General features: G+C 62.7%; 1 protein-coding gene. It reads left to right on the forward strand.

Annotation, left to right across the window (positions count from 1 at the left end; translation table 11 throughout):
• Window positions 1–56 precede the first annotated feature (56 nt).
• Entirely contained in the window at window positions 57–1,331 is a 1,275-nt protein-coding gene (locus LMG28727_RS33855) for an IS256 family transposase (RefSeq protein WP_407945897.1), read from the forward strand.
• The last annotated feature ends 40 nt before the right edge of the window (window positions 1,332–1,371 follow it).

Genomic DNA, 1,371 nt, shown 5'->3' on the forward strand with positions numbered 1-1,371 from the left:
GGGCCTATCCGTAATTTCGTGGGCGAGGCATATCATGAAGGATGAAGATCATGGATATGCCAATCATGAAGAAGAAACGCACTGTCGCTTCTCAGGCAGCGGCCCGCGGGCCGCTGCCTGAACTTCCTGAAGCGCTGCTCGATGAACTGGTGAAGGGCCCGATGACGCCCGCCGAGGTTCAGGACCTGATGCTGGCGTTCAACAAGGCGCTGATCGAGCGGGCGATGGGCGCCGAGATGAGCATGCATCTGGGCTACCGGCCCGGCCAGCCCAGGCCCTCTGAGCAGACCAACGAGCGCAACGGCGCCAGCGGCAAGACGGTGATCACCGAGCGCGGCCCGGTCAGGGTCGATCTGCCGCGCGACCGCGAAGGCAGCTTTGAGCCGATCCTGATTCCCAAACACGAGCGGCGTTTCACGGGCTTCGATGAGCGCATTATCGCGATGTACGCCCGGGGCATGAGCGTTCGCGAGATTCAGGCGTTTCTGGCCGAAAGCTACAGCACCGAGGTCTCCCCCGACTTCATCAGCTCGGTCACCGACGAAGTCATGGCCGAAACGCTCGCCTGGCAGAGCCGTCCGCTCGAGCCGATGTATCCGGTGGTGTTCTTCGACGCGCTGCGCGTGAAGATCCGTGGCGACGGCGTGGTGAGCAACAAGGCGGTGTATCTGGCGCTGGGCATCCAGGCCGACGGTCAGCGCGACGTGCTCGGGCTGTGGATCGAGCAGACCGAAGGTGCGAAGTTCTGGCTGAAGGTGTTCAACGAACTGAAGACCCGGGGCTGCCAGGACATCCTGATCGCGGTGGTCGACGGCCTGAAGGGGCTGGCCGAGGCGATCGGCACGGCGTACCCGCGCACGGCCGTGCAGACCTGCATCGTGCACCTGATCCGCAACAGCCTGGAATACGCCAGCTACAAGGATCGCAAAAGCGTCGCCGCAGCGCTGCGTCCGGTCTACGCCGCCGCGAACGAACAGGCCGCGCAGCAGGCCCTGGAGGCCTTTGCCGAAGGGCCATGGGGCGCGAAGTACCCGACCATCGTGCAGTCGTGGCGACGGGCGTGGGAGAACGTCACGCCGTTCTTCGTGTTTCCGCCCGACATACGCCGGGTGGTGTACACAACAAATGCCATTGAGAGTCTGAACATGCAACTACGCAAGATCATCAAGACCCGCGGCCACTTCCCCAACGACGAGGCCGCCATCAAGTTGCTCTGGCTGGCGCTGCGCAATGTGCTTGCCAAATCCGTGCGAACGGCATTCGACTGGTCGAGCGCCATGAACCAGTTCGCTATTCTGTTTGGAGAGCGTTTTACCAACGCACGCGGGTAACTCCGTTAACCGCCTCGCACACAAAAATCCGGACAGGTTC

It is taken from the genome of Paraburkholderia metrosideri (assembly GCF_904848625.1).
Classification (GTDB): domain Bacteria; phylum Pseudomonadota; class Gammaproteobacteria; order Burkholderiales; family Burkholderiaceae; genus Paraburkholderia; species Paraburkholderia metrosideri.